Genomic DNA, 19,300 nt, shown 5'->3' with positions numbered 1-19,300 from the left:
GTAATCTTCTTTAAGATACTGATTTTCAAGGCTTTAACCAAATATATTCGTCGCTAAATCGCTCACAATCAACGATTTATCTCCTGAAGTTATCAACATATTTCGACTCTTGATTCGCATTGAGATTTAATAAATATATTAACGATAATGACCCGGAACCCAATGCCTGCCACCGTAAGGACCCACATCATAGTGACCGGGAATCCATCCGGGTCCACGCCTGACTACACAGGAACTAAAGCTGAATGCGATTACAAAGAGTAAAAGCAGATATTTCATTATTTTCATTTTGATAGGTGTATGATTAAACAATTAATTAATTGACAGCTGCATTGTGTTTTTTATTGTAAATTGTTCGGCTATCCCGGCTTTCTTGATGGCGGATCATGCTCCTTTCCCTTGGGCCGACTTTTCCGTTTGCTCTTGCAATTCTTTTTTCTGCGTTAATATTTCGTTCATTATTTCTCAGCGTATGTGCCTCATGATGGGTCAATTCACCGCTTCTTACACCTTGATTAATCCTTGCTTTTTGGTTTTTCTCCCGGTGATTGATCAATGGTGTCCTGGTCTGTGAGTTGGATACACTGGTCACTGCCAGCATGGCAACAAATAAACCACCAACAATTGATTTCTTTTTCATAGATATTATTTAGTTGTTATTAATTCATTTTCTAGCGGTGGTTAGTCCGCCTGTTTTCCATTTCTACTGTGTTTTGCCTTTTTTAATTCTTTCCATTTAAGGTATGTTGCTTCTTGATCAGCAGAGAGTATTTTTTCCATCCTGCCGTCAGTCTGGGCAATAATTTGCCGTTTTGTTAGCCGCCGGTTTCTCTTTTCTGCTTGCCTGTTAGCTTTAAGGCTATCTATGCGAACAGCTTGCTCCAACATTATTACTTTTACTTTTCTGGCTTGTTCTTTATTAAGCGACAATTGTTTTTGAAGTAAAAGAGTCTTATGTTCAGCCCTCTGATTGGGTGTTTTTTGCATTTGCTGCGCACACGCTACGTTCATAATTGAAATAAATCCACACAGTATGATTAGCTTTTTCATCTTTAAAATTGATCGATAAATACATCCTTATACAATGCATCGTATCTTATATAAGTGTTAAACTCAATATTCAATTAAAGGTTTAATCTTTTTCAAAATATACCTTGCTATAAAGGGTATGTAATCATTTTAGGGCTATATTTGCCTAAAAAAAAGTATGTATTCTAAAGAGCTGCTAAAGGGTACAATTGAGATTATTATCTTGAAACTACTGTCGGAAAACGTTAAGATGTATGGGTATGAGATCACCCAAACGGTGAAAGAACTTACCGCTAATAAAATTCAGATCAGTGAGGGTGCGATGTATTCGTCTCTCCACAAATTGGAAGCGACTGGGGTTTTGGAAACAGAATCTGTAATGGTAGGCAAAAGGCCGAGGGTATATTACCGGCTGACGAAAAGCGGCGCTGCCGTAGCAACCGAAAAGATCGCTGAACTGGCATCTTTCATCAAATCGCTAAATGATGTAATTGATTTTAACGTAAATATCGCATGAAGCGAGAATTAACGGAATTTGAGTATGACCAGATAATAGGTTATTTGAAACATTCTGGAGTAATTGAAGACAAATTAATCAAAGAGATGGCCGACCACCTGGCAATCCTGACAGAATTATATCTCGGTGAAGGAAGTGATTTTGAAACTTCATTTGAGCGGGCGAAGCAAGACGTCAAGCAAAAAGATCTGCTTGAAATTAGTGAAAACACTGAAGGATTCAAAGGATATCCAAAATTCCTCGGCAAAAAGTTCTTGGTATCATTTGCAGTCATGATATTAACTGTTTTCATCTTCCGCTTGCTTATGAAATATCAGCATATACCCAAACATAGGCTGGTTATTGTAATATCCAGACGGTTGATCAGCTTCGCACTTTTACCTTTGTTATTGCTTTATAATCTGACGATATCTGCTAACAAAGCCAAACAGGTGCTTCAGTTTGTTTTCCAGTTTTCATTATTTCAGACGATTGCGGAATATCTGATTAAACAGAAAATAAGTATTATTTTTCTAAGTTCAAGTGTAGTATTTGGATTAATCTGGCTGTTTGTATTTCTTATCGTTCCCTTGATAAGAGACAAGAGAATTACAAAGGTTAAGAAAGGCATTTAGACTAAGCCAAATGCATTACGGCATATAAAGCCGCAACTGATATGATGATCCAAAGAACAACGCCCTGGAATAATGGTTTAAAACCAACCGACAAGATCACTTTCCTGGATAAGCCTGCACCGATCAGAAACAAGGTAAGGGTTAACCCGGCCTTAGCAATGGAGATCATGTAGGGGCTGATAATTTTAGTAGCTGGGATATAAGTATTGGCTATCATAGCCAGTATAAATAAGCCTATGAAATAGGGGATGCTGATCTTTTTTGATTTGTTTTTGAAAATGAAGGTCGACATAAAAGCAATCGGGATGATCCACAAAGCTCGGGCTAATTTTACAGTGGTAGCCACTTCTAAGGCATGAGCACCGTATTTGCTTGCAGCACCTACCACTGAACTGGTATCGTGGATTGCGATAGCACACCACAAGCCGAATTGAGTTTGAGACAGATTAAAGTGATGCCCTATAATAGGAAATATCACCAATGCTATGGAGTTAAGGATAAATACACATCCTAAGGCTACAGATATTTGTTTTTCATCAGCTTTGATCACTGGTGAAATAGCCGCGATAGCGCTTCCACCACAAATAGCTGTACCTGCTGAAATAAGATAAGAGGTTTTCTTTTCAATATTTAACCACTTGCCCATGAAATAACCAAATACTAAGGTCCCGGTTATTGAAGCGATGGTAAATAAAATTCCTTCTTTACCCGCTTGCATGGCGCTATGTACATTCATCCCAAAACCCAGGCCTACAACAGCTATTTTTAATAATAAGTTAACAGCTTTATGATTTAAGTCAATGTAAGGATGACCTGTAAATTGTGCGATAACGATGCCTATTAATAAAGCTATTGCGGGGCTTGCAAAAGGTGAAAGGCAAAAGATGACACATATAAAAAATAATATCTTTTGAGCATTGGTGCCAATATTAAATAGTAGGCCGGTCGATGGTATTGTTGATTGTTGGGTATTCATATTCGTTGTTTTGATACCCAAAGATCAATCAATTTTACCCGGCGTTTTTATCATAAAATAGTATGCTCAATAACAAAAGGTTATTGATTCTTTTGAAATACACAAAAGATAAACTGCTGTAAGGTTTGAAATGGAGTTGTATGATCCTTAATGAAACAATTTATCTTTTTAAAATACCGGCTAAAAAGCCTGGTAAGTGTAAGCTCCGAATATTGCTGTACCGGCAAATTACTGCACTTTTCGGGGCCTTTTACGGAAAATGTACCGAGCACTAAATAACCGTCATCCTTTAAGTTCTTGTTTACGGTATATAAATATAGCTGCTGATCCTGCGGGTCGGTCAGGAAATGAAAAGTTGCCCTGTCATGCCAGACGTCAAATTTTTCCGTTCCGTTAAATAAGAGCATATCGCTTACTATCCATTTAATTAAAACGGCTTTTGGGCCTAAACGGAATTTAGCACGTTCAATCGCTGCTGATGATATGTCGAGCACTGAAATATTGGTATAGCCCAATGCTAATAAATGATCGGCTAATAAACTGTCACCCCCGCCGATGTCAATGATCGCGGCATCTGTAGACAAGCCTAATTCTTCTATGATCTTAACCGAAGTTTCAGGTATCGGCTCAAACCAGCTGACTTCCAAAAGTTGTTTGGTTTGATAAACATTTTCCCAATGATCTTTTCTTTCCATGACTAACGGGACAGTTTTAATAAATAATCTGCAAATTTTGCACTACTATAATCACCTGCTCCTTCATGATGAAATACCAACTGCCCTTTTTTATCAAAGATAACGGTAATAGGAATTGAGCCACTCAATAAATTCTCCGGTATCTCGCTGTTGGCCTCGTAAAGGGGAAGGGTGAATTGATGCTTATTCATAAATGGCACTGATTTATTAAAGTCATGATCTGCATCTACCATGATAAAAACAATATTTTTATTGTGCTGCAGTTTTTCATAGAGCTCATTAACAGATGGCATTTCCGCTATACAGGGCGGGCACCATGTCGCCCAAAAATTTATAAATATGACCTTGCCTTTTTGATCGCTTAGGTTTAGTATTTGCCCGTTGGTATTTTGAAAAGTGATATTTGGCAAACTGGTATTATTAGTGGTTTTTATCGGCTGCGATATATCGGGTTGAAATAAACCGACCTGCATTAAACCGCGAATCAGTAAAGCCTTGGCAGAGGGGTTGAAAAAAACGATGAGTACCAATACAATGAAAACTCCATTCAGCATATTTGCAACGGTCAGCCTTTTACGAATGGATGATATACTCATGTTTATAAAAATGCTTTTATAGATTCACCAAGGTCATATACTTTTGTTTTATCGCCAAAAGCATTATTAATGATACTGCTGCCAGCCGCGCTGCGATAGCCACCAGCGCAATGTACAATTATGGGTTTATTAAAGGGTATTTCCGAAACTCTTTCCCTTAATTCGGGAAGCGGTATAGGAATGGCATTTTTAAAAACCGGGTGTTCCATCACTTCTCCACTATTCCTGATGTCAACAATGGTATATTCCGTTTGATTCGTTGAAAACCTATCTATGTTAATAGCATCCATTATTGCTGTTCCTGCCTGAAAAACAAATGCCCGTTCAATAAAATGCTCATAGCCAATCTTCGCGCAGCGCAAGATCAGGCTTTCGAGTATTTGCTCATTTTCCGCGACCAGGTAAAAGGCTTCCTCGGGTGCAATAATGCTCCCCAGCCAGGTTTCAAACTTGCCGCCATTTTGCAGGTTGATAGATCCCGGAAGATGCCCTTTTTTAAATTCTTTTTCAGCCCTTGTGTCAATGATATAAATACTGCTGTTTAGTATACCAGCCTGGCCAACAGGAACATTTTCAATTGCCTGCGCCAGGTTTCCTGCGCCGTGTCTATTTAATTCTACATCAAATGGGAAATATTTAGGAACAAAGGGCTGATCCTGCAAAAGCAGCTTCGTGAATTCGATTTCGTTCATGGGCTGCAGCGACCAGTTACTCAATTTTTCGGCGCCGATGGTACTACTGTTGGCTTCGCTTAATGCCTTACCACAAAGTGTTCCGGCTCCATGCGCAGGGTAAACAATTACGTCATTGTCCAGCACCATTAACTTATCCCGGAGTGAATGATACATTTTAGCTGCTAATTCTTCCCGTTTAGCGGGCAGGTTACCAGCACTTTCACGCAAGTCCGGCCTGCCGCAATCGCCGATGAATAAAGTATCACCTGTAAATACCGCTTTATCTTTACCATCGTGCATTAATACGATGGAGATACTATCAGGAGAGTGGCCGGGCGTATTTAGCACCTTTAATGTTATCTTACCAAAACTGACACTATTCCCATCATCAAAAGTTTGATGCGGATAAGCTGCGCCTACTAATGCAGAACAAAAAATAGTCGCGCCAGCTGTTTGATGCAATTCTAAATGCCCGCTTATAAAATCCGCATGCGGATGGGTTTCGATTACGCCGATGATCGTCGCTTCATTATTTTCAGCATAAGCCAAATAATGGCTTACATCCCGTGACGGATCTATTAGAATTATCTGCCGGTCACATTCACTTAAAATAGCATAGGAATAGTGAGACAGTCCTTTATCTTCAAATTGTTCGATTTTCATTTTATCTGTTATATTAATGACGCAATTTCTCCCTTAATAAACCATAAGTCCACGTTCCCGTAATCGCGCTTAACAGCGTAACGATAATTACGAAGAAGCCGCTGCCGATCTCGGCGAAAAGCGGTCCCGGACAAGCTCCGGTTATTGCCCAGCCTAAACCGAAAATCAATCCACCGTAGACATTACCCCAATGAAATGTTTTGTCAGGAATAACAATTTGCTCTCCGTGTACGGTCGTTAACTGAAACCGTTTGATGAGCTGAATTGAAATGATGCCTACAACTATGGCACTGCCGATAATCCCATACATATGAAAGGCTTGCAAGCGGAACATTTCCTGTATCCGGAACCAGGAGATCACTTGTGATTTGACGAGGATAATACCAAAGATCATCCCTACCACTAAGAATTTTATATTTTTCATAACTGTAATAAATAAGGTAAAACAAACCAGGTCATTACAAATCCTCCGATCATAAAACAACCCGTTGCTACTAAAGATGGCCATTGCAAATTCGATATTCCCATGATGGCGTGACCTGAAGTGCAACCTCCCGCATAACGGGTTCCGAAACCAACCAGAAAACCACCCACAACAATAAAAATAAATCCACGGAGGGTGAACAGCTGGCTAAAGCTGAATATATCCTGCGGCAATAACCCGCTGAAATCTTTTACACCTTCCTGCTGTAGCAACGCTGTCGTATGTGGATTGATATTTATCTGCCCGGTGTTGGAAAGCAGGTAGGAAGCGATAAAGCCGCCTATAATTATTCCGGCAGCAAAAAAGAGATTCCAACTTTCCTTTTTCCAGTCATACTTAAAGAATGAAATATTGGCGGGAATACAGGCAGCGCAGACCTGTCTAAGCGTTCCGGAAATACCAAAGGTTTTATTACCTAAAAGAAGTAAAGCCGGTACGATCAACCCGATCAGGGGGCCAGCCACATACCAGGGCCAGGGTTGTTTAATTAGCTCCATGTTATTTAATTAAAGTTGTGATCAAAACAAAAATCCCCATTAACAACACAAACCAGCCAAAAGCAGGCTTTAGTTTTGTTTCGCTTATATATTTGGTTAAATAGCTGCCCGTTATAATTCCGGCTATGGCAAATGCTGAAAACAGCAATAAGAATTTATAATCGATTGGGGCATGCCGGCTTACGTCACCCATTACGCCTAACAATGAACTGATGGTCATTACCATTAAGGATGTGCCTACCGCTTTTTTCATTGGTAAACCCGCGAATAGCACTAAGGAGGGAATGATCAAAAAACCACCCCCTACGCCAACAAAACCAGTGATGATGCCCACTAAAATACTTTGGATCACTAATTTAGTATAGCTCAACAGCGGGTCGGAAACTAAAATTTCTTTTTTCTTCCTGATCATAGAAATAGAAGCGGCCAACATTAATACCGCGAAAACAAGCATTAACAACACCGGTTTGGTCAATTCAAACGACCCCATATTGAGCAAATGATGCGGTAGGACGGGCATCACCCATTTACGCATGATGAATACAGCTATTAATGATGGGATACCAAATACAAAAGCTATTTTAAAATTAACATTACCTTTTCGGTAATGGCTTATCGCGCCTGCCGAGCTGGTTAACCCTACTACAAACAGCGAATAGGTTGTCGCTATAACAGGGTCGATCAGGAAAAAATAAACTAATATGGGAACAGTGAGAATAGAACCGCCACCGCCGATCAAACCTAAAGATAGACCTATTAATATTGCCGCCGCGTATCCTGCTATTTCCACTCATTTTTTGATTAGGAAACAAATGTACCAGGATGCAGACTGTGAAATGGTGACCTATGTTACAGAGGGATATTTAAAATGATTTTATTTCTGGAGAGCGTAATTAATTCCTGTTTTTCCATTTGTTTAAGCAGCCGGGAGATCACCTCGCGGGTGGTGCCCAATTCTTCGGCCAGTTGCTGATGGGTAATGCTGAACTCATTCGATCCGTAAACACTTGCTTTTCTTTTCAGCAAGGTCACGATCCGGTCGTCTAACTTTTGAAAGGCAACCGCGTTGATCACATCCAGCAATTCCTCGAAACGTCTATGGTAAAGTTTAAAGATAAAGTCCGCCCATTCCGGGTATACCTTGATCCATTCACTGGCTTTGGCAATAGGCAGCATCAACACTTCCGAATCTTCCTCCACCACTAATTTGACCTTACTGGTATCTTCATGTATCCCGGCCAAAAAAGACATAATGCAGCTTTCGCCGGGTTTGATGTAGTAAAGTAATATTTCCCGCCCGTCTTCATCTTCGCCAATCACACGCATGCTACCGGAAAGCACCACCGGGATAGACCGAATATAACTATTCGATTGCATCATCACCGTTTCAGCCGGCAGGGTTTTAAGCTGGCTGTTGGCTCGCAGTTCTTCTTCTAAAATTGCTCCGAATAGTTTCATAGAACAAAGATAGCGGAACTAACGGATTACTGTTCAAAAACTAAATAGTCAGGCGTTACCCCCTCCAGTTTTAAAGCTTCATTGATAGCAGACACCATTTGGTCCGGGCCGCATACATAGAAATGTTTATCGAAATTTTTAACTTCGGCTTGCAAAAATGCAGCATCTATCCTGCGATGGTCATGCGCAACATCGTTTTGACGAGTAGTTGTGAATATAACATTCTGGCAAAGCATATCCTGTAGCTCGTCGTGAAGAATAATATCCTGATCGGTCTGATTTGAGAAGAAAAGTTTATTTCCTTCCAGCTGCCCATATTGATGTAGTTGCCTTAATATGGCCAACATTGGCGTAATGCCTGCACCACCTGCGATAAAATACCCCGGCCCTTTATATTCAATAGCTCCCCAAACATCTCTTAAAATGAGTTCGTCGCCTTTTTGCAGCATATCCAAATGGTTAGTTACGCCCTGATGATCATTATAAATTTTTATAGTGAATTCAAGAAAACTATCATTATTGAGGCTGGTAAATGTAAACGGGCGTTTTTCTTCCTTCCACCCGGGGGCATTAATGGACAATTCGGTAGCTTGCCCGGCATTAAAATGATAGCCAGCAGGCTTTGTCACTCTAAATCGTTTTACATTGTGAGTAATGTCTTTGATCGAAATTATTTGAACGATGTTTTCCATTTTATAAGCGTTTTTTTTCAAAAAAATCCTGTTATATATAATAAGGCTTATTTACAATACCTGGCTATTATTCTGCTTGTTTTTGGTAAATAACCCTTTCACCTGGCAGGTCATTGTAAGTGCGCTTACTGCAAGATACATGGTCAAAGGAGCAATAAAGATCATCGTATGGGTGTGTAAATACCAGTCGATAGCGGAGAGTGTCGGCATAAATACTACGATTATTGCCCTTATACCCGCTTCTTTATAAGAAAGGTTTTGCGGTGCATCTTTATCAAACCAACCTGTTTTGGTTTTAATCCCAATCATTGCTTTGTCTTCCAAAGCGATATGTTCAACGTTTTTTACCGGGGCGTAACTGTAGTGACAAGATTTACCGGTAATTAAGATTTTGGGGTCGACTACTAATTGAAATGTTTTCATGATGTTTTTTCTTTTTGTTGATACAAATATCAATCAGAAAAACTCTCAATTTTTATCACACTTATTGATTTACAATAACCATTAGTTATTGATTAAACAGCATTATAAACTTAATGTGCCTTGTAAGTTTTGGAAAAACGCATAAATAATTCAGCCAGTGAGGATGGTTGACCGTGTAGCTGAATGAAATAAAAAGGCCGTTCTATATTAAAGTCTTTAACATCTACTATTTTCAAAGTATTTGCCTTAAGTTCATTTAATATAGACTGAACAGAAAGGAAGGCGAAACAACTGCTATGCATCAGGTACGATTTAATGCTCTCAGTTCCTCCTAACTGCATTTCTGTTTGCAGGTCGGATAATTTAATATCAAATGGCTTCAGCGCATGTGCAATAACATCCAGTGAACCTGACCCCGGTTCACGCAACAGTAAAGGAAGCGTTTTTAATTCTTCCGGCTTTATCATATCTTTTTTTATGATATTATTGGCCGTACTGCAAACCAGCACCAGTTCATCGGCAATAAATTCCTGGTATTTTATCTGCGGGTTACGATTTATTCCTTCTACCACTCCCAGGTCTATCTCTTTATTTAATAAAGCCTGTTCTATTTGCTCTGTATTACCCGTAACCAAGTTTACACGCGTGTCTGTAAACTTTTTATGAAACTGTGCCAGTACCGGAGGTATTACATACTGTGCGACGGTATTACTACCACCAATACGCAATACGCCTGAATGCTGTTTTATCAGTAGGTTCATATCGAATTCTAATTCTTTATAAATGGCCAATAGCTTATCAGCATATTGAAGCAACATATCACCCGCCGGGGTCAATACGATCTTTTTATTGCCGCTACGTTCAAAGAGGGTTGCCTTATATTCAGCTTCTAACTCTTTAATGTGTTTGGTAACCGCTGGCTGGCTAATATATAGCTCGGTTGAGGCTTTAGTGAAATTAAGCCTTTTGGCTACCGTATAAAATACCTGCAATCGGAAATCTAACATTTGGATGTATTAAAGTTTTAAGATAACCTGGCAATCATTAATATAAAAGGTAAAACTAAAAATGCGAAGGCTGCTATTATTGCCCCTGTGTTAATTGCTTTATCACCTAATATGATTGTTCTTTCTGTAAATTGGTGATGAGTTAAGCTTTGTAAAGTTTTCATGATCTGTTTGATTTTGCTAATCAAAGATCAATTATAAAAACACGCCATTTTCATCACCATTATACATGGTTGATAATGTAAAGTTATGGATTATTTGTTTAGAGATTTATTCAAATAAGCAAATAGCCATCCGAGTACCAATCCGAATAACCAATTCGTTATCATAAAATAACACATTCCTGCTAAGGAGAGTTTATAATTACCAAGCAAACCGTACCCTAAAAGTGGTAACACTATAAATCCATTAATTAGCCAGGGCAATAAAGAAAAAAGGCTGCCTTTAATCCATCCAGACATTTTTAGCAACCGGCTAAACCAGCAAATATAAATTATTACCATTACAAGTCCTGTAAGGTAATGAAAGACAACGCCAAATAATGAGGTATATAAAAAAGCAATATGGCCGGTTATTGGCCGGCCATATTGTAATAATAATTTTAAAAGTCCGCCACCTTCCGCCTTAATATGGATCATAGGTGCAAGTTGGAGCAATAAAGTATTTACCGAGATGGCGATAAACCCGGCAATTAAGGCGTCATTTAATAAAGGCATCTTACGCTTAATTATTCCCAACCCCATTTTTTAAATATCGCGTGACCCGCTGCGCTTTGAAGGAACTGAACAAATTGATTTGACTGCTGCCTTTGCTTACCGTTTGTCGTTAATGCTACGGGAGTACCACGGTACAAGAGTGATGAGGCCGGAAATTCTACTACCTGTGTAATACCTTTCAGGTTTTCATGCCATGAGGCATAAGTAATCCAGGCGTCATAGGTATTATCTTTTTTCCAAGCATCTATGCCCAAAGCGGTATTGGCGAACGAACCTGAGATATTCCGCTGGATATTTTCAATCAGACCCTCTTTTCCGGCAATATCTTCCCATAATCCAAATTGCCCTGCACCGTTCACATCTAAAATATGTATCCCCCGTTTGGTCAGGTCTTTCAGCGATGCAATATGTTTAGGGTTTCCCGGCCTGACCAAAATGGCTGCTCTTCTTTTATACAGCTCAACTCTTGTACCGACATCAACCATCCCCGGATGGGTCTGGATAAACTGGGTAAGCATATATTCGGCACCTCCATAGATCACATCGGCATTTTGCTGAGCCGGGGTCAGCCATTTAGGCTCGGGGCCTCCCGTTACGATTACAGGAATACCTGTCTTTGCGGTAAATACTTTAGCGCAATCCTGCATCGCCGATAGTGGGCCTCCCGGTCCATAGACGTGCAGGGTATCAGTTTGAGCGTAAGTTGCGAAACAAACCGCCATTATCATTGCGATACTTAAAATGTATTTTTTCATGATTATCTTCTAATTATTGACCTGCCATTACCGTAGTTTTATTGGCATCGTTGATCAGGATCACCATTTTATAATCAGCCATAGGCTTGCCTACACTCTTAATAATACCGGTAGACTGACCGCTGAAAGCTCCCTTGGCATCCGTTTTAAATGCATTGATTACATAATCTGTTTTGTAGGGCTGTTCGGTGGAATTGGTGAGTGCTAAAGTATATGCGGTATTAGCTTCCAGCTTTTTGAAATCCTGTTGTACCAGGTCGGTTAAGCCTACACTTCTTGCATTGAGCATGCCTGTAGCGCTGATCGCGCCGGTGCTTTTCATTTTAATTACCTGGCTTTTATTACCTGCATTCAGGGGTGATAAGCCCGTCGTAAGAGGTGTTACCGGTCCCGCATTAACAGCGTACAGTAAAGCCTGTGGGCACTGACCGATCGGGATCGTTTTTACAATGGCCATTTTTACCAAGTCCACTACCTGAACCTGATCATCATTCTCCAGCCCTACATAAGCAAATTTACCATCGCCGGAAGGCCATACGCCATGTGGTAATGAACCCGTGGTTATGCTATCCACCAGTTTGAAACCCTGGTTGATATCAAATACTTTCAGGGTGTTTTCGCCGCCAACGGTCACGAGCATTAAGGGCACCTTGTTGGTAACGGTAAACGTAACGTGATTGGTAATCGGGCCGGTATTGAACACTTTTTCTATTTTATTGGTGGCGGTACTGATCTGGGTTACCTTGCCAACGTCTTTATGGGTCATTGCGATCCATTTACCGTCAGGGCTGCAAAATATATTCGGCGAGAACGGGCTGACAACCGGGATACTTTTAACTACTTTATAGGTCGCCGTATTCACCACATCCAATTGCGCCGTAAAGCTGGAACATACATAGGCCCATTTTCCGTTCGGGGTAAAGGAAACCATGCCCGGCCCGTCTGCCACAGGAACTCGTTTGATCTCTTTCAGCGTGGCGGCATCGATCACACTGATGTAAGCTTCACCTCTTACCGAGATCCAGGCTTGTGTGCCCGACGGATTAAACGTAGCCTCATGCGGCGACCTTCCAATATAAACTGTTTTCAGTAACTTGTTGGTGGCAGTAGAGATAAATGTAACTGAGTTGGAGCCGATAGATACGGCGGCCAGTAATTGCCTTTTTGGGGTATAGCCCAGGCCGTGTACCAGTGCCTGGCCTTTATAAAGCGGACTTAAGATCTCCGGCTGGGGTTTTCCCAATACGATCTCACCCAGATAGGTTTGCGTTTTAGGGTCTATCACCGATACCGTATTTGAGATCTGGTTACCGGTGTACACACGGTCCTGTGCGCTTAATTTAGTCAGCGGCAATAACAGGAACAGGATCATTAATTTTTTCATCGGTGTTTGTTTATTGGATAGGTGTGAATTTCTTCATTTGATCAATTTCGATCTGCTCATCCGAGATAATACTTTCGGCAAGACGCTTGGTGTTTTTATCGGTCCCGTATTGCAACGCCACCTTAGCCATGTCAATAGCGGCCTGGTGGTGCGGGATCATGACTCGGGCAAAAGCATTGTCGTCGTTACTTAGCGTTTTATCTTTCGGCATTTGCTGCATCATGACCACCATCATTTTTTGATTGGCCTGTTGATGAGCTTTGCCTTTGCCGGCAAATGTTTTGGTATTGCGTAGCAGCAATTGCATTTGCTGGATCTGCACCAGTTGTTCGGCTTTGATACTTTTGGCCAGTTGGATCAGCTCCCGGTTTTTGCCGTGCGCTATTTCATAATTCGCCATATCCACAGCGCCCTGATGATGCGGGATCATCATCGCCAGGAAATCTTCATCGGCTGACGCGGTGGGTACGACCCTATCCATATTAACCATCATCTGATCCATCATTTTCAGGTATACGTTTGTTGAAGTAGGCATCGACATTGACATAGACATATCGTGATGCTGAGCTTTGGCTACACCAAAAAGCGACATCAACAAAATAACAAAACTGAGTTTTGGCATCATATAAAATGAATATTTATAAACATTGAACCAGTCTATTGTTTTGTCGGCTGCGGCGTATACCTTAAATAAGGTTTCACAATACGATGTCCTTCGGGAAACTTTGATTCAATATCTTCTGTTTTAACACCTAAGCCAATAATGACATCCTCGCCTGCTTCCCAATTCGCTGGCGTAGCTACGCTGTATTCGTCGGTTAGCTGTAAAGAATCTATCACCCGTAATACTTCATTGAAATTACGCCCGGTAGATGCCGGATAGGTGATCATCAGTTTAACTTTTTTATCAGGCCCGATGATAAATAAGGAACGAACGGTGGCTGTTGCCGATGCATTTGGATGGATCATATCATATAACATCGATACTTTTCGATCTTCGTCTGCAATAAGTGGAAATTCTACGCTGCAATTTTGGGTTTCGTTAATATCACTGATCCAGGCAAGATGCTTATCAAGCGGGTCTATACTTAAAGCAAGTGCTTTTACATTTCGTTTATCAAATTCGCTTTTTAATAGAGCAGTCTTACCCAGTTCAGTAGTGCATACGGGAGTATAGTCGGCAGGGTGAGAAAATAATACGCCCCAGCTATCGCCCAGGTACTCGTAAAAATCAATTTCCCCGATGGTAGTTTGTGCGGTAAAGTTTGGAGCTAAATCTCCTAAATGCAATGACATATTTTTAATGTTAATGTTCGTTTATTATTTGGTTGTAAATCCGTATTTGCGGTATATCGCTTTGGCTGCCGGGCTAACCAAAAAGTCCATAAAATCCCTGGCTGCCTGTGCATGCGGCGCATTTTTTAGTTGTCCTGCAACATAAGTCGCGTTGATATTCTGATCAGAAGGGATCTCGACCATATCAACCGGGTGTTTGATCATCACCTGGTAATAAGCCTCACTATACCATACCGGGGCAGCGTCCGATTGACCGTACATAATACGCATCGGTGATTGACGGTGATGGATCTGGGTAAGGTAAGTGGTACTATCCTTTAACTTATCTTCCATAATAGTCTTACGCAAAGATTCTGTACCTGCGAGTACATAAGCCTGCTCAATGCGTTTACCTATCCCTTCAAAATCCGGGTTCGGCATACTAACACGAATCGCAGCCTGCCCTAAATCTTTTAATCCTTTAATATTTTTCGGATTGCCTTTCTGTACCATTATAGCCAGACGGTTATAGGCGTACGGTTCGGTTTTGCTGAAGTATTCCGGCATTTGATCTGTACGGTTTTTTCCTGCAGTATATACATCAGGTTTAAGCGTAATACGCAGGTTTCCGATGGTGATCGAACCACCCATAATTTGTTTGGCTAAAATGCCCGGAGGCAACGTTTCCGCAAATACCCGCTGATATTGCGGATAAGCCTTCTTAAATGCCGCCATCATATCATCCAGGCACATAAACTGGTTACCGGCAAAGAACACAACTAACTGCGGGTCGTTGATGTCACCAAACAGGTCGGGAACATTATCAACCCCCGGCACGGTAAACATCACCTTGCTTTCCGGCGGAGTGTTCCAGGGCGGATCAAACCGGTGCTCCTGGGCTTTAACTTGGTTGCTGCATGCAATAAATGCTGCTACGCTAAACAATATATTTTTATAATTTTTCATTTGACTTTAATGTTTGTAAATGATTTTTAGAATGATAAGGAGGTTATGGATGAACGACAGCCCAGCCTTGATATTGACGGATGATAATCTCGCCATTACCGCTTGGTACGTAGGATACAAACGGGAATAGGTCGTTTTTATCTATTTTTCGTTCTTTGATCGTATTGCTGCATTGAGCTAAAACAACACCTTTGGCTTGCAAGTCTTTTAAGGTTTGCTCATATGCGCCGCTCTTCATATAAACGGCAACGCCATCGCCGAAGGCGATAAGCTCCACATGCAATTTGCCTTTCAGGCGGACATCTTCCAGCGCGTTGTCAATATTGCGCAGCGTGCCCTTTATTTTTTTATCGTCGTTTGAATTTAGGATGTATAGCGCATCGTAATGCTTCAATTTTGCTGTTGCGCCGGTAAAAGCTGCCGGATCGGTTTGGGCGCTTGCTGTTTTTACAAAAGTTAAAAAGGCAAAGGCTACTAAAATTAAGGTGTACTTTTTCATGGTTTTTATGTTTATGATTTTTTAACGGTTAATTCTTTTTGTGCGTCTTTGATTGGCTTAAAGGGGCCAAGTTTGTGCTGTTTTTCGCTAAAGGCATCCGCATACGGCCCAAAAGGAAAATCTATCGGTTTCTTTTTCAAATCCTTCCAGTCATTGTGCTGGTCTTTGTGCGGACGGGGTTGGGTGTTAATAAAGGCTGCTACGTTCCAGGCTTCTTCATCTGTCAGCTGTGGACTTTCATAAGTGGCGCCGAAAGGCATATTGTTTTTAACAAATCCGGCAAGATTGGTCAGCCTGTACATACCCGCACCATCATTATAACTATGCTTACCCCATAGAGGCGGATTGGTGTAGGATTTTTTATCGGCCGCTAACATGCCTTCTCCGTTATTGCCGTGACAGCTTTGACATTTCATGGTAAAAACCGCCTTTCCTTTTATCGGATCGGCAGCCCCATCCATGAAGGCCAACTTTTCTGTTGCACTTCCGAATAGTTTCTGCCCTTTTTTTACATCCTTACCGATCCATTTCATGTAGGCCAATATAGATTGGATCTCTTTTTTTGAAGTATCCGGTACTTTACCTGCCAGGCTGCGTTCAAAACATTCCGCTATTCGTTCTGAAGCTGGCTCTACCTTACCGCTGCGCCCACTCATTTTTGGATAGCTGGCAATGAAACCGGCGTAATCGTTTCCGAACAATTTAGTGCCGCCTGCAAGGTGACAATTCTGGCAGTTCATGCCGTTGGTAATATGCGCAACCGAACCCTGCGGGCCAAAATATTGAGATGTATGTACTAAAAGCTCTTTTCCATAACGAATCATGTCGCCTGCTTTTCCTGCCGGGATGGTGCTTTCATCCGGCGCTTTCCAGGCATCTGCAGGTATGGCTCTCGGCGTAGTTCCAGCTGCGGCAAGCGGAGATGAAGGAGCAGTAACACTGGTTGTAGCTGCGCCCTCATTTGCTTTGGGGCTTGCTGTAGTTCCCGATCCGTTATTGAATAAGGAAACTATTGTAATTGCCATACATGCTACAGCAATCAACGTAATATAAATCGTATAGCGTGATACCTTTACTATCGTTTTAACCAGTTCTTTTTCTTCTTCGGGTTGCATGATACTATTATTTATTAAGAGGATTATTATAATTCTTTTAAGCTTAAAAGAGCGCCGTTAATGTCGTAAATTATCTGGTAATCTTCCCATGAGCCGTAACCCTCGGTAGCCATTGTACTTCCGCTATGATTGTCAATGGTTAAAACATATAGCGTTCCGTTTTGGGTGGTAACTTCCTTGATCTCATCTTCATAGAATGAAGCATATTTGCTGTTCCTCAATGCAGTTTTAACTGCCAACGGCATGTCTTTGGTCCCGCTTAGCTTTATCGAACTTTTTAACCAGGTTCCGTCTGCAGCGTAAACAGCAGTTTGTTTTTTGTGGTTAAGCTTAAATTCTGCCTTGTAACCGGCTTTGTCCATTTTCCAATCCTTAAGTACTGCGCCGGGATATTTAGCTGTAAATTCAGCAGTAACTTGTTCTGGCGCTTTTACACCGCCTGTTGCAGCATTGGCGTTAATTGTAAATCCTGATACCATCAGGATAAGTGCTGTTTTGATTATTGAGTTTTTCATTTTGTAATATTTTGTTGTTATTTAATACATCAAAAGTAATTACAGAATGAAGGGTATTTTTATCATGATTAATGATGTTCAATAACTAAATGTTATTAAACAATTTTGATTATAGACCCGGTATCAGGTAGATCACTAATAAGGCACCTACTATCACAATAGCTAGGGTTAGTAAAAGTGAAGGAAGCTGTGATGGCTTATAGGCCTTATTTAAGAGTTGCTTTTCCGTATTTCGATATCTCAAGTACGAATACAAAGCCATAAAAGCACCAATGGCCACCAGTAAGATTCCAATTTGTGTAGAATAACCTTTGCCGGGTAACACGGTTTGTTTAGTATTCAAGACTAATGAGATCTGTTTAATAAAAAGCGCAAATTTTACCACCACAAAGCCGAAGCCCATTATGGCAACACTGGTCCTGATCCAGGCTAAAAATGTTCTTTCATTAGCGAGGTGGTCGCTGGGGTTTGAGGTTGGCTTGTTTTCTTCGGTTGACATAAGTGTTTCATAAACAACAAAATGTTTAATTAGTTAGCAACGATTTACTTTATAGGACGGTAAGCCACGACAATTAAGCTATTGAGGCTTTACTAATTATAAGATAACTCGTTAAACAAGTATAATCTCAGGTAATGAAACCATAACTTGTGCTTAATGTTATTGAGTAGATAAATAATTAAAACATGGATGAATCGATAAATGCTAAAGAGCGCGACGAAAGGGAATTTGAATCAAGTGAGGCTTATGATTTTGAGTATTGGGCAAAACACTTTAAAATTTCAGTCGATGAATTAAAGTCCGCAATAAGTAAAGTAGGAAACTCTACAGAAGAAATAGAAAAGTATTTAAAAAAATAAGGTAGTGAAGATTACAAAATACATTCATTCTTGTCTTTTATTTGAAAAAACTGGCTTTAAAATTCTATTTGATCCTGGAAAGTTTTCTTTTGCTGAAGGGTTAGTCACAGCGGAAATGTTTAATGATGTGCAATCGGTGATTATCACCCACAATCATCCCGACCATTTGGATATGGAGAATTTGAAAAAGATAATTGAACTAAGTAAGGCTACTATTTATACTAACGCAGAAGTTTCGAAAGAACTTTTTGCCAATGGTTTGGAAAGTATTCTTGTCGAAGAAGGCGAAATGACAATTGGTCCTTTTAGTTTGGATGTTTTAAATGTTGCTCACGAGCCTATATTGGATAGCCCCTTCCCGGATATGCAAGCTTACGTTATTGACGATACAATATTGAATCCGGTTGATTCGTTTGAGCTAAAGCTTTATGCATATGAAGGAATAAATTTATTGATTCTTCCAATCATGGCACCCTTTACTACCGAACTGAAAGTTGCTGAATTTGGCGACAAAATTCATCCAAAGCATATACTTCCGGTTCACGACGGCTATGCGAAAGACTTTTTTCTGAAGCAACGGTATGAGAACTACGCTAAACATTTCAAGAAGAGAAATATTGAATTTTATGCTGCCGGAGAGGCTGGGTTTAGTGTAGAAATTGATTAAAGGTGGCTTTCCTGCTTGTCCTTACTATCATAAAAATGTTCCTTTATGATAAGGTTCTTGTTATTAAAGACATTTCTTTTACAGATAAAATTCTAACTTAATTAGTAATGCGAATCAAGAGTCGAAATATGTTGATAACTTCAGGAGATAAATCGTTGATTGTGAGCGATTTAGCGACGAATATATTTGGTTAAAGCCTTGAAAATCAGTATCTTAAAGAAGATT

General features: G+C 40.4%; 28 protein-coding genes. 4 read left to right on the top strand and 24 right to left on the bottom strand.

All coding sequences use genetic code 11. The features are described 5' to 3' along the window. Positions 1-316: 316 nt before the first annotated feature. Positions 317-640 carry a hypothetical protein gene (locus GSY63_RS00380; protein ID WP_208094410.1) on the bottom strand — a complete coding sequence of 108 codons (324 nt, stop codon included), beginning with the start codon at positions 638-640 and terminating at the stop codon, positions 317-319. A gap of 41 nt (positions 641-681) precedes the next feature. Continuing rightward, positions 682-1,050, bottom strand: coding sequence for a hypothetical protein (locus GSY63_RS00375; protein ID WP_166091348.1), 369 nt, complete (start codon positions 1,048-1,050; stop codon positions 682-684). 157 nt (positions 1,051-1,207) lie between these two features. Here GSY63_RS00375 and GSY63_RS00370 point away from each other — a divergent pair, with 157 nt between their 5' ends. Together GSY63_RS00370 and GSY63_RS00365 are read left to right on the top strand one after the other, a co-directional pair. Next, complete coding sequence (locus tag GSY63_RS00370; protein WP_166091347.1) at positions 1,208-1,546, top strand: PadR family transcriptional regulator; 339 nt, start codon at positions 1,208-1,210, stop codon at positions 1,544-1,546. After that, positions 1,543-2,160 (top strand): hypothetical protein, encoded by a 618-nt coding sequence (locus tag GSY63_RS00365; RefSeq protein WP_166091346.1) that lies wholly within the window; start codon positions 1,543-1,545, stop codon positions 2,158-2,160. Before GSY63_RS00370 ends, GSY63_RS00365 begins: the two co-directional genes overlap by 4 nt. 1 nt (position 2,161) lies before the next feature. On the opposite strand, the gene GSY63_RS00360 is transcribed toward GSY63_RS00365, so the two are convergent. The 22 genes from GSY63_RS00360 to GSY63_RS00255 all read right to left on the bottom strand — a co-directional run bounded on the left by GSY63_RS00360 (position 2,162) and on the right by GSY63_RS00255 (position 18,049). Next, positions 2,162-3,136 (bottom strand): YeiH family protein, encoded by a 975-nt coding sequence (locus tag GSY63_RS00360; protein WP_166583843.1) that lies wholly within the window; start codon positions 3,134-3,136, stop codon positions 2,162-2,164. Positions 3,137-3,216: 80 nt separating this feature from the next. Continuing rightward, entirely contained in the window at positions 3,217-3,831 is a 615-nt protein-coding gene (locus GSY63_RS00355; RefSeq protein WP_166091344.1) for a class I SAM-dependent methyltransferase, read from the bottom strand. Between the two features lie 2 nt (positions 3,832-3,833). Further along, the gene (locus GSY63_RS00350; RefSeq protein ID WP_243749117.1) at positions 3,834-4,241 is read right to left on the bottom strand and encodes a TlpA family protein disulfide reductase; all 408 of its coding nucleotides are present in this window, start codon (positions 4,239-4,241) and stop codon (positions 3,834-3,836) included. A 188-nt stretch (positions 4,242-4,429) separates the two neighbouring features. Beyond that, positions 4,430-5,764, bottom strand: coding sequence for an MBL fold metallo-hydrolase (locus GSY63_RS00345; RefSeq protein ID WP_166091341.1), 1,335 nt, complete (start codon positions 5,762-5,764; stop codon positions 4,430-4,432). A gap of 13 nt (positions 5,765-5,777) precedes the next feature. After that, a complete protein-coding gene (locus GSY63_RS00340; protein WP_202985354.1) occupies positions 5,778-6,188 on the bottom strand; it encodes a DUF6691 family protein in 411 nt (136 codons plus the stop codon). Continuing rightward, positions 6,185-6,745: a YeeE/YedE family protein gene (locus tag GSY63_RS00335; RefSeq protein ID WP_166091339.1), complete on the bottom strand. Its 561-nt coding sequence runs from the start codon at positions 6,743-6,745 to the stop codon at positions 6,185-6,187. Before GSY63_RS00335 ends, GSY63_RS00340 begins: the two co-directional genes overlap by 4 nt. Before the next feature lies 1 nt (position 6,746). Further along, positions 6,747-7,535: a sulfite exporter TauE/SafE family protein gene (locus tag GSY63_RS00330; protein WP_166091338.1), complete on the bottom strand. Its 789-nt coding sequence runs from the start codon at positions 7,533-7,535 to the stop codon at positions 6,747-6,749. 59 nt (positions 7,536-7,594) lie between these two features. Continuing rightward, positions 7,595-8,203, bottom strand: coding sequence for a Crp/Fnr family transcriptional regulator (locus tag GSY63_RS00325; RefSeq protein WP_166583842.1), 609 nt, complete (start codon positions 8,201-8,203; stop codon positions 7,595-7,597). 26 nt (positions 8,204-8,229) lie between these two features. After that, positions 8,230-8,895 carry an FAD-binding oxidoreductase gene (locus tag GSY63_RS00320; protein ID WP_166091336.1) on the bottom strand — a complete coding sequence of 222 codons (666 nt, stop codon included), beginning with the start codon at positions 8,893-8,895 and terminating at the stop codon, positions 8,230-8,232. Positions 8,896-8,946: 51 nt separating this feature from the next. Beyond that, positions 8,947-9,318, bottom strand: coding sequence for a hypothetical protein (locus GSY63_RS00315; protein WP_166091335.1), 372 nt, complete (start codon positions 9,316-9,318; stop codon positions 8,947-8,949). Between the two features lie 110 nt (positions 9,319-9,428). Continuing rightward, the gene (locus GSY63_RS00310; RefSeq protein WP_166091333.1) at positions 9,429-10,325 is read right to left on the bottom strand and encodes a LysR family transcriptional regulator; all 897 of its coding nucleotides are present in this window, start codon (positions 10,323-10,325) and stop codon (positions 9,429-9,431) included. Between the two features lie 17 nt (positions 10,326-10,342). Beyond that, the gene (locus tag GSY63_RS00305; protein WP_166091332.1) at positions 10,343-10,489 is read right to left on the bottom strand and encodes a hypothetical protein; all 147 of its coding nucleotides are present in this window, start codon (positions 10,487-10,489) and stop codon (positions 10,343-10,345) included. Between the two features lie 90 nt (positions 10,490-10,579). Beyond that, positions 10,580-11,041 carry a hypothetical protein gene (locus GSY63_RS00300; protein WP_166583841.1) on the bottom strand — a complete coding sequence of 154 codons (462 nt, stop codon included), beginning with the start codon at positions 11,039-11,041 and terminating at the stop codon, positions 10,580-10,582. Positions 11,042-11,052: 11 nt separating this feature from the next. Then, positions 11,053-11,796 (bottom strand): substrate-binding domain-containing protein, encoded by a 744-nt coding sequence (locus tag GSY63_RS00295; protein ID WP_166091330.1) that lies wholly within the window; start codon positions 11,794-11,796, stop codon positions 11,053-11,055. A gap of 13 nt (positions 11,797-11,809) precedes the next feature. Continuing rightward, on the bottom strand, positions 11,810-13,180 hold the full coding sequence (locus GSY63_RS00290; protein WP_202985353.1) for a beta-propeller fold lactonase family protein: 1,371 nt from the start codon (positions 13,178-13,180) through the stop codon (positions 11,810-11,812). Between the two features lie 10 nt (positions 13,181-13,190). Further along, entirely contained in the window at positions 13,191-13,805 is a 615-nt protein-coding gene (locus tag GSY63_RS00285) for a DUF305 domain-containing protein (RefSeq protein WP_166091329.1), read from the bottom strand. Positions 13,806-13,837: 32 nt separating this feature from the next. Next, positions 13,838-14,476: a peroxiredoxin gene (locus tag GSY63_RS00280; RefSeq protein WP_166091328.1), complete on the bottom strand. Its 639-nt coding sequence runs from the start codon at positions 14,474-14,476 to the stop codon at positions 13,838-13,840. 24 nt (positions 14,477-14,500) lie between these two features. After that, the gene (locus GSY63_RS00275; RefSeq protein ID WP_166091326.1) at positions 14,501-15,421 is read right to left on the bottom strand and encodes a molybdate ABC transporter substrate-binding protein; all 921 of its coding nucleotides are present in this window, start codon (positions 15,419-15,421) and stop codon (positions 14,501-14,503) included. Positions 15,422-15,464: 43 nt separating this feature from the next. Next, on the bottom strand, positions 15,465-15,920 hold the full coding sequence (locus tag GSY63_RS00270) for a DsrE family protein (RefSeq protein WP_166091325.1): 456 nt from the start codon (positions 15,918-15,920) through the stop codon (positions 15,465-15,467). Positions 15,921-15,931: 11 nt separating this feature from the next. Then, positions 15,932-17,035, bottom strand: coding sequence for a c-type cytochrome (locus tag GSY63_RS00265; RefSeq protein ID WP_202985352.1), 1,104 nt, complete (start codon positions 17,033-17,035; stop codon positions 15,932-15,934). Between the two features lie 26 nt (positions 17,036-17,061). Beyond that, complete coding sequence (locus GSY63_RS00260; protein WP_166091324.1) at positions 17,062-17,550, bottom strand: hypothetical protein; 489 nt, start codon at positions 17,548-17,550, stop codon at positions 17,062-17,064. Positions 17,551-17,659: 109 nt separating this feature from the next. Further along, on the bottom strand, positions 17,660-18,049 hold the full coding sequence (locus tag GSY63_RS00255; protein ID WP_166091323.1) for a YidH family protein: 390 nt from the start codon (positions 18,047-18,049) through the stop codon (positions 17,660-17,662). Between the two features lie 185 nt (positions 18,050-18,234). Here GSY63_RS00255 and GSY63_RS00250 point away from each other — a divergent pair, with 185 nt between their 5' ends. Together GSY63_RS00250 and GSY63_RS00245 are read left to right on the top strand one after the other, a co-directional pair. Beyond that, positions 18,235-18,408: a DUF3606 domain-containing protein gene (locus tag GSY63_RS00250; protein ID WP_166091321.1), complete on the top strand. Its 174-nt coding sequence runs from the start codon at positions 18,235-18,237 to the stop codon at positions 18,406-18,408. A gap of 4 nt (positions 18,409-18,412) precedes the next feature. Next, the gene (locus tag GSY63_RS00245; RefSeq protein ID WP_166091319.1) at positions 18,413-19,075 is read left to right on the top strand and encodes an MBL fold metallo-hydrolase; all 663 of its coding nucleotides are present in this window, start codon (positions 18,413-18,415) and stop codon (positions 19,073-19,075) included. The last annotated feature ends 225 nt before the right edge of the window (positions 19,076-19,300 follow it).

The sequence above is a fragment of the Mucilaginibacter agri genome, assembly GCF_009928685.1.
Lineage (GTDB): Bacteria > Bacteroidota > Bacteroidia > Sphingobacteriales > Sphingobacteriaceae > Mucilaginibacter > Mucilaginibacter agri.
This window is presented reverse-complemented; position numbering and strand designations above follow the sequence as displayed.